Source organism: Vibrio makurazakiensis (assembly GCF_050337375.1).
In the GTDB taxonomy this organism is placed as follows: domain Bacteria; phylum Pseudomonadota; class Gammaproteobacteria; order Enterobacterales; family Vibrionaceae; genus Vibrio; species Vibrio makurazakiensis.
Window position 1 is genome coordinate 1 of the sequence record NZ_JAKJSW010000016.1, and the last position, 8,476, is coordinate 8,476.

The following is an 8,476-nucleotide window of genomic DNA, read 5'->3' on the forward strand; positions in this document are numbered from 1 at the left end:
GATTTACAGATTTACAGACATCACTCTGAATGATGGTGCGGTCGGAGAGACTTGAACTCTCACACCTTGCGGCGCCAGAACCTAAATCTGGTGCGTCTACCAATTCCGCCACGACCGCAGCAAACTTTTTAGATATATCGAAGATTGGCAAATCAATATARCGTTGTCTTGTTTCTTTCTAAAAGAAAGAATGGTGGCTACTGCGGGATTCGAACCTGCGACCCCATCATTATGAGTGATGTGCTCTAACCAACTGAGCTAAGTAGCCATCTGAGAGCGAGACAATATAATATAATCTAGTTCTCAATGCCATTATCTTTTTCAAGATAATTACACTTTTAATTGTGGCTGGGCTACCTGGATTCGAACCAGGGAATGCTGGCATCAAAAGCCAGTGCCTTACCGCTTGGCGATAGCCCAACAATGATATCAATTAAGACATCTAAATATGGTGCGGACGGAGAGACTTGAACTCTCACACCTTGCGGCGCCAGAACCTAAATCTGGTGCGTCTACCAATTCCGCCACGTCCGCGTTATTTCCTAAAAACTCTTTTATATTAGTAAGAAAGAGAGTGCTTAGGAAATGGTGGCTACTGCGGGATTCGAACCTGCGACCCCATCATTATGAGTGATGTGCTCTAACCAACTGAGCTAAGTAGCCATTTCCAAATTTTCGTTCCGTGTTAAGCGTTGCCGCTTCGTTGGGAACGGGGCGCATTATGCGTAGTTGAGTGAAACCCGTCAACTTTTTTTTTGAATAAATCACGAATAAACGCCTGTTCGATTTCTTTTTAGACAAAGAGGCGTATTTCCCATCAAAAACCAGAGCGAAAATGGGATATATAGGCAGACTTTAATTCGCACTTACTAGGAACATAAACCTACGAATACAAAAAAGGCCAGTAAACTTACTGGCCTTAAAATCTAATACGACTATCAGCCGTTATACGTTGAAGCGGAAGTGAACAACATCGCCATCTTTTACGATGTAGTCTTTGCCTTCAAGACGCCATTTACCCGCATCTTTAGCGCCGTTTTCACCGCTAAATTCGATGAAGTGGTCGTAACCAACAACTTCAGCTCGGATGAAGCCTTTTTCGAAGTCAGTGTGGATCTTACCTGCTGCTTGTGGTGCTGTCGCACCTACAGGGATAGTCCAAGCGCGAACTTCTTTAACGCCAGCTGTGAAGTAAGTTTGAAGAGTCAGTAGTTCGTAACCAGAGCGGATCACTCGATTAAGGCCTGGTTCTTCGATACCCATGTCAGCTAGGAATTCTTCACGATCTTCATCATCAAGTTCAGATAACTCAGATTCGATAGCTGCACACACAGCAACAACAACGTTGTTTTCGTTTTCCGCGTATTCACGAACAGCGTCTAGGTAAGGGTTGTTTTCAAAACCATCTTCAGCAACGTTTGCAATGTACATTGTTGGCTTAAGTGTTAGGAAGTTAAGGTAGCCAATTGCTGCCGCTTCTTCTTTGCCTAGCTCAACAGTACGCGCCATGCCGCCTTCAGTAAGAACTGGAAGCAACTTTTCTAGTACTGTGATTTCAAATTTAGCGTCTTTATCGCCACCTTTAGCTTTCTTGGCGTTACGTTGAATTGCACGCTCACAGCTGTCTAAATCAGCTAGTGCAAGTTCAAGGTTGATCACTTCGATATCTTCGATTGGAGATACTTTGCCAGAAACGTGAACGATGTTTTCGTTTTCAAAGCAGCGTACAACGTGACCGATAGCGTCAGTTTCACGGATGTTTGCAAGGAACTTGTTACCAAGACCTTCGCCTTTAGATGCACCAGCAACTAGGCCTGCGATATCCACGAATTCCATTGTCGTTGGAAGGATCTTCTGAGGGTTAACAATTTTTGCTAACGCATCTAGGCGAAGATCTGGAACTGGAACGATACCTGTGTTTGGTTCGATTGTACAAAATGGAAAGTTTGCTGCTTCGATGCCTGCTTTAGTCAGTGCGTTAAACAGAGTTGACTTACCAACATTTGGAAGACCAACGATGCCACATTTAAAACCCATGATATAAACCTTATTCTGCTTTGAACGTATGTAAGCGATTTTGTGCTTTTGGTAGGCCATCTTTTAATAAGATGTCTAGGCTGCGAACCGATTCGTCAACGACGGCTTCGATACACTCCTGCTCTTTAGCTGGAGCTTTACCTAATACATAACCTGCAACTTTATCTTTATGCCCCGGATGGCCAATGCCTAATCTGAGGCGATAGAATTCTTTATTGTTACCCTGCTTACTGATGATGTCTTTAAGGCCATTGTGACCACCGTGACCACCGCCTTTTTTAAACTTGCCAATACCTGGAGGTAGGTCAAGCTCATCGTGAGCGACCATGATCTCTTCAGGTTTGATTTGGTAGAACTTCGCTAATGCAGCGACTGCTTTACCTGACAAATTCATGAATGTTGTTGGGATCNGTAAACGAAGATCTTCACCGTGAACCATAATACGGCCAGTTAAACCAAAGAACTTTGCCTCATTCTTTAAGGTTACATTGTGCACGCGTGCTAATTCTTCAACGACCCAAGCACCCGCGTTATGGCGAGTTTTGGCGTATTCTGGACCTGGATTTGCCAGTCCAACGAGAAGTTTTATTTGTTGGCTCAAGGTAAGGATCTCTCTTGGGATTTCAAAAAGCGCCGTATGATATCACAGTTTATGAAAAAGGTGCGAGCTAGCTGTTAGCTACGCGATTATTCATGAATATGACGAGTACGAGCTTAATAGTGGTGATATATAAAAAAAGCACTTCATTAAATGAAGTGCTTAATATCTTTTCTCTGACTTGTTCTAAATAAAGCTACAAAGCTTTGATTAGTTGAACATTGCCGAGATTGATTCTTCGTTGCTGATACGGCGAATCGCTTCTGCAAGCATACGAGAAAGGCTTAGCTCAGTAACTTTACCTGTCGCTGCCATTTCTGGAGAAAGCTTGATTGAGTCAGTTACGATAACTTGGTCTAGAACTGAGTTGCCGATGTTGTCTGCAGCAGTACCAGAGAAAACAGCGTGAGTTGCGTAAGCGAATACACGCTTAGCACCGCGCTCTTTTAGAGCTTCAGCTGCTTTACATAGTGTGCCACCAGTATCGATCATGTCATCAACGATAACACAGTCGCGACCTTCAACGTCACCGATAAGGTTCATAACTTCAGAAACGTTAGCACGTGGACGGCGCTTATCAACGATAGCGATATCAACATCRCCTAGCGCTTTAGCTGTTGCACGAGCACGTACAACGCCACCTAGGTCTGGAGAAACCACAACTGGGTTTTCTAGGCCGCGGTTCTGCATATCTTCTAGAAGTACTGGTGTACCGAAGATGTTATCAACAGGTACATCGAAGAAGCCTTGGATTTGCTCTGCGTGTAGGTCGATAGTCAAAACGCGGTCAACACCAACGTTAGAAAGGAAATCTGCAACAACTTTTGCAGTAATAGGCACACGAGCAGAACGTACACGACGATCTTGACGGGCATAACCGAAGTAAGGGATTACAGCAGTAATACGGCCAGCTGAAGCACGGCGCATTGCGTCAATCATTACCACCAATTCCATTAGGTTGTCATTGGTTGGTGCACAAGTTGATTGAATCAGGAATACATCGCTACCACGAACGTTTTCATTGATTTGAACAGCGACTTCGCCATCAGAAAAACGGTCTACAGTAGCATCTCCAAGAGAGATGTATAGACGATCAGCAATACGTTGGGCTAGTTCAGGTGTTGCGTTACCAGCAAATAGCTTCATATCAGGCACGGTGGAAACCTCGGGTTGCGTCCAGTTTTAAATAGATTGTGGGTGGGCTGATTGGTATTCAGCCAAAGTTTCTTTTAAAGGAGATGTGTTTCGTCCTTTCGCTATAAATGCGGAAACTGTGTCAGGTAGTTGTTCTCGTACCAATTCTGCTTCTTTTTTGCTGCTAAATTCAGCAAAAACGCATGAACCAGTACCAGTCAATCTCGACGGCGCGTATTGTAGCAGCCATGAAAGTTGCTTATCAACCTCTGGGTACAGCATTCGCACAATTTTTTCGCAATCGTTTACGTATTCTTGCTCTAGAAGCGTTGATAGCGCTCGCTTTGGCGTATTTCGAGTTAATTCTGGATGTGTGAATATGTCCACAGTTGCTATGCTCACTTGTGGCTTAACAACGAGATACCATTTTTCATCCGGATTAGCGGGTTGCAGCTGTTCTCCAACCCCTTCAGCAAAGGCGGCGTGGCCATGAACAAACACAGGCACGTCTGCACCAAGCTTCAAACCTATCTTGGCCAATTGGTCATCTGAAAGATTAAGTTGCCATAGGTAATTTAGAGCGACCAGTACGGTAGCGGCATTTGATGAGCCTCCACCGATGCCACCTCCCATTGGTAACACTTTCTTAAGTTCAATATCTGCTCCAAAAGACGTCGACGTATATTGCTGTAGAGCAGTTGCCGCCTTCCAGATGAGGTTATCTTCTGTAGCGACCCCAGGAATTTCGGGGGTTATCGTAATTGAGTCGCTTTTTTTATTTGCAGTGACAGTGAGTTCATCGCCGAAATCAACAAACTGAAATAAAGTTTGTAGTTCATGGTAGCCGTTATCTCTGCGGCCGGTAATGTACAAAAATAGGTTTAGTTTGGCAGGGGAAGGCCAATGGGTTGTTGCTGAAATCATTTAGTCACTGTCCACTTAGAAATAACAATATTGATTCGAGTTTGATCTTGTTGAAATGTCAATTTAGATGGCATTGGTAGCGTCATTACATGAGATTCTTCATCGTTGGCTTGAGAAGGCATAATGACTGACGTATCTCGGTACGCCGTGTAATCCAATTGCCAAAGCTGGTTTTCAACGACTTTATTTAACGAGGCGAGCGTATTTGTGTCGTTGAGTTGATATCCATCGGCTTGCTCTGGGTTGCCCAATAACCATTGTGGCATGTGCTGAATGGGAATACTTAAACCTGTTAGCTGCCTGACAAGAGTTGACGCGTCTCGATGAGTAAATACTTGATCATCATAGGTTACGACTTTTGCACCTTGGGCGTTCACTGTTAGGTTTAGAGCTGTTTGCCCAAGAAATGTAGTGAGGCGGAGCTGACTTTGTTGAGGAGAGTGCTTCCAAGTGAAGTTTAGGCTTTGGCGCTGCTCTGGAGAAATGTAAGCTAGCTTACCTTGAGCTTGATATTCTGTAATGGATTCGAGTTGCAGTTGATGGGTTTGCCACTCAACACTCGTCGGTTGTTCGGGAATGGTTGAACAACCCGCCATTAGGGTTGCAACAAACATTAGATGAATGATCTTACGAAATCTGTTCATTACTGTTCACAACTTGCTCTAAATAATGGAAAAATCGAAGCAACTATAGCATTGAACTCACGAACTCAGGAAAACAAATCCTGCTTTCCCTTTAAATAGAGCGAGGCATCAAGTAAAATTCGGCTCTTATTTCTAATTCCTGATCGAGAACTTCTGATACATGTCTTTGCTTGCCGTAGGTATCAATCACAATACAGCGTCGGTTGAATTGCGAGAAAAAGTCGCTTTTGGTCCAGATAAACTATCTGATGCTCTGAAGCAACTTAGCGCGAATATGCACGTTAATGGAAGTGTGATCCTTTCAACCTGCAACCGAACTGAGATTTATTGCGATGTAAAAGCGGCTGCTAAAAGCAAAATCATCGATTGGTTATCAGTATTTCACCAAGTCAGCCCTGAAGAGCTGAAGCCAAGTTTGTATATCCATGAAGAACAAGCAGCCATTAAACATTTAATGCGTGTGTCTTGTGGTTTGGATTCATTGGTTTTGGGTGAACCGCAAATCTTAGGTCAGGTTAAGCAAGCTTATTCTGACTCTCGTGATCAAAAATCTGTCGATGCCTCGATGGAAAAGTTATTTCAAAAAACTTTTTCAGTTGCGAAGCGTGTTCGAACGGAAACTGAGATTGGCGGCAGTGCTGTTTCTGTAGCTTATGCTGCATGTACTTTGGCTAAACATATTTTTGAGTCTATTGAAGATTCAACGGTGTTATTGGTCGGTGCAGGTGAAACCATCGAATTGGTTGCTAAGCACTTAGCGGGGAACGGATGTAAAAAGATCATCGTAGCAAACCGTACTCGTGAACGTGCATTGGGCCTGGCTGAGCAGTTTGGCGCTGAAGTTATTAGCCTGAACGAAATCCCAGATCATCTAATGCGAGCTGATATTGTGATTAGCTCTACAGCAAGCCCGTTACCTATTATAGGTAAAGGTATGGTTGAGACTGCACTGAAGCAAAGAAAGCATCAACCAATACTATTAGTGGATATTGCTGTTCCTCGTGATGTTGAAGCTCAAGTCGGCGAGTTGAATGACGCCTACCTCTATACGGTCGACGATTTACAGTCGATAGTAGACAGTAATATTGAGCAGCGTAAAGTCGAAGCCATTCAAGCTGAAGCCATCGTAAGTGAAGAAAGTGCTGCGTTTATGACGTGGATGCGCTCTCTACAAGCGGTAGACAGTATTCGTGAATACCGTAAGTCAGCGAACGAAATTAGAGAAGATTTATTGAGTAAAAGTTTGCAATCTCTTGCTACTGGCGGAGACCCTGAAAAGGTTTTACTTGAGCTTAGTAATAAGCTCACCAACAAATTGATCCATGCTCCAACGCGTGCACTCCAAAGTGCCGCTGAGCAAGGAGAACCTGCAAAATTAACGGTCATTAGACAGAGTTTGGGTTTAGACAACCCTCAATAATATTAGACCTCCAACAAGATAAGAAAATATGAAAGCCTCGATTCTAGTAAAGCTTGAAACACTTGTTGAACGCTATGAAGAAGTTCAACACCTGCTTGGTGATCCTGATGTTATCGGTGACCAAAACAAATTCCGTGCACTATCAAAAGAGTACTCTCAATTAGAAGAAGTGACTCAGTGCTTCCAAGCGTACCAGCAAGCTAAAGACGACCTTGAAGCAGCGGAAGAGATGGCGAAAGAAGACGACGCAGAAATGCGTGAAATGGCTCAAGAAGAAATCAAAGATGCAAAAGCGGCGATTGAACGCCTGACGGATGATCTACAAATTCTTCTTATTCCTAAAGATCCAAATGATGAACGTAACTGCTTCCTAGAAATTCGCGCCGGTGCGGGTGGCGATGAAGCTGGTATCTTCGCTGGTAACCTGTTCCGCATGTACTCAAAGTTTGCAGAAAAGAAAGGCTGGCGTGTTGAAGTGATGAGCAGCAATGTTTCTGAGCAAGGTGGTTATAAAGAAATGATCGCTAAAATCAGTGGCGATGGCGTTTATGGCGTAATGAAGTTTGAGTCAGGTGGTCACCGTGTTCAACGTGTACCTGAAACTGAATCTCAAGGTCGTGTTCATACGTCTGCTTGTACTGTTGCGGTTATGCCTGAAATTCCAGAAGCTGATTTACCAGAAATTAAAACGGCTGACCTTAAAATTGATACCTTCCGTGCTTCGGGCGCTGGTGGTCAGCACGTTAACACCACTGATTCGGCAATTCGTATTACTCACTTACCAACCGGTACAGTAGTAGAGTGTCAGGATGAGCGTTCACAGCATAAGAACAAAGCGAAGGCGATGGCTGTATTGGCTGCCCGTATTGTTCAAGCTGAAGAAGAGCGTCGTGCTGCAGAAGTTTCTGATACGCGTCGTAACCTACTAGGTTCTGGTGACCGTAGTGACCGTATTCGTACTTACAACTACCCACAAGGTCGTGTATCGGATCACCGTATCAACCTTACTATTTACCGCCTGAACGAAGTTCTAGAAGGCGAACTGCAAAGTTTGGTTGATCCTGTTATTCAAGAGCACCAAGCGGATCAGTTAGCAGCTCTGGCTGAACATAACTAATTTATGCAATCTCCAATTACGGTTGAAGGTGCATTAAAATCAGCAATCGTACAGTTTCAAGAAGGCGGTAATACATCGCCTTCTATTGATGCTGCCGTTTTGCTGTGTCACGCTCTTGATAAACCTCGCTCGTTCCTGCTGACTTGGCCTGAAAAACACTTAACTTCGGAACAAGAGTCCACTTTTAACGCATTACTAAAACGCCGTTTAACTGGTGAACCTGTGGCGTATATCGTGGGTGAACGAGAATTCTGGTCTTTGCCTCTAAAAGTATCCCCTTCAACGTTAATTCCTCGTCCTGACACTGAAAGATTGGTGGAAGTCGCATTGGATAAAACAATGGGTCAAAGTGGCGATATTCTAGATTTAGGGACAGGTACTGGAGCGATCGCGTTAGCGCTTGCGTCTGAAATGCCTAATCGAAAAGTGACAGGTATAGACTTACGACCTGAAGCAAAGCTTTTAGCTGAAGAGAACGCTCAGCGACTGAACATCCCGAATGCGACTTTCTTACATGGTAGCTGGTTTGATCCGCTGCGTGTGGACGACAAGCTCGATACTGGTATAAAGTTTGCTTTGATTGTATCTAACCCTCCTTATAT

General features: G+C 44.0%; 8 protein-coding genes and 5 tRNA genes. 3 read left to right on the top strand and 10 right to left on the bottom strand.

All coding sequences use genetic code 11. The annotated features are described in order from the left end of the window. Positions 1-33: 33 nt before the first annotated feature. From L4C33_RS00990 to lolB, 10 genes are all read right to left on the bottom strand, one after another. Positions 34-118: transfer RNA gene (locus tag L4C33_RS00990), tRNA-Leu, on the bottom strand. Positions 119-191: 73 nt separating this feature from the next. Beyond that, positions 192-268: transfer RNA gene (locus L4C33_RS00995), tRNA-Met, on the bottom strand. A 77-nt stretch (positions 269-345) separates the two neighbouring features. Then, positions 346-420 (bottom strand) — tRNA-Gln (locus L4C33_RS01000). A 29-nt stretch (positions 421-449) separates the two neighbouring features. Beyond that, positions 450-534: transfer RNA gene (locus L4C33_RS01005), tRNA-Leu, on the bottom strand. A gap of 52 nt (positions 535-586) precedes the next feature. Then, positions 587-663 (bottom strand) — tRNA-Met (locus L4C33_RS01010). A 282-nt stretch (positions 664-945) separates the two neighbouring features. After that, complete coding sequence (gene ychF / locus L4C33_RS01015; RefSeq protein ID WP_428810619.1) at positions 946-2,037, bottom strand: redox-regulated ATPase YchF; 1,092 nt, start codon at positions 2,035-2,037, stop codon at positions 946-948. Positions 2,038-2,047: 10 nt separating this feature from the next. After that, positions 2,048-2,638, bottom strand: coding sequence for an aminoacyl-tRNA hydrolase (pth, locus tag L4C33_RS01020; protein ID WP_428810620.1), 591 nt, complete (start codon positions 2,636-2,638; stop codon positions 2,048-2,050). A gap of 207 nt (positions 2,639-2,845) precedes the next feature. Beyond that, a complete protein-coding gene (locus tag L4C33_RS01025) occupies positions 2,846-3,790 on the bottom strand; it encodes a ribose-phosphate pyrophosphokinase (RefSeq protein ID WP_428810621.1) in 945 nt (314 codons plus the stop codon). 27 nt (positions 3,791-3,817) lie between these two features. Continuing rightward, positions 3,818-4,693 carry a 4-(cytidine 5'-diphospho)-2-C-methyl-D-erythritol kinase gene (gene ispE, locus L4C33_RS01030; protein ID WP_428810622.1) on the bottom strand — a complete coding sequence of 292 codons (876 nt, stop codon included), beginning with the start codon at positions 4,691-4,693 and terminating at the stop codon, positions 3,818-3,820. Further along, positions 4,690-5,337: a lipoprotein insertase outer membrane protein LolB gene (gene lolB, locus L4C33_RS01035; protein WP_428810623.1), complete on the bottom strand. Its 648-nt coding sequence runs from the start codon at positions 5,335-5,337 to the stop codon at positions 4,690-4,692. Before lolB ends, ispE begins: the two co-directional genes overlap by 4 nt. 160 nt (positions 5,338-5,497) lie before the next feature. Between lolB and hemA the strand changes: the two genes are divergently transcribed. From hemA to L4C33_RS01050, 3 genes are all read left to right on the top strand, one after another. Next, positions 5,498-6,757 (top strand): glutamyl-tRNA reductase, encoded by a 1,260-nt coding sequence (hemA, locus tag L4C33_RS01040; RefSeq protein WP_428810624.1) that lies wholly within the window; start codon positions 5,498-5,500, stop codon positions 6,755-6,757. A 28-nt stretch (positions 6,758-6,785) separates the two neighbouring features. Next, entirely contained in the window at positions 6,786-7,874 is a 1,089-nt protein-coding gene (gene prfA / locus L4C33_RS01045; protein ID WP_428810625.1) for a peptide chain release factor 1, read from the top strand. 3 nt (positions 7,875-7,877) lie between these two features. After that, positions 7,878-8,476 (top strand): HemK/PrmC family methyltransferase (locus tag L4C33_RS01050; protein ID WP_428810626.1); only part of this gene is annotated, 599 nt, incomplete at its 3' end.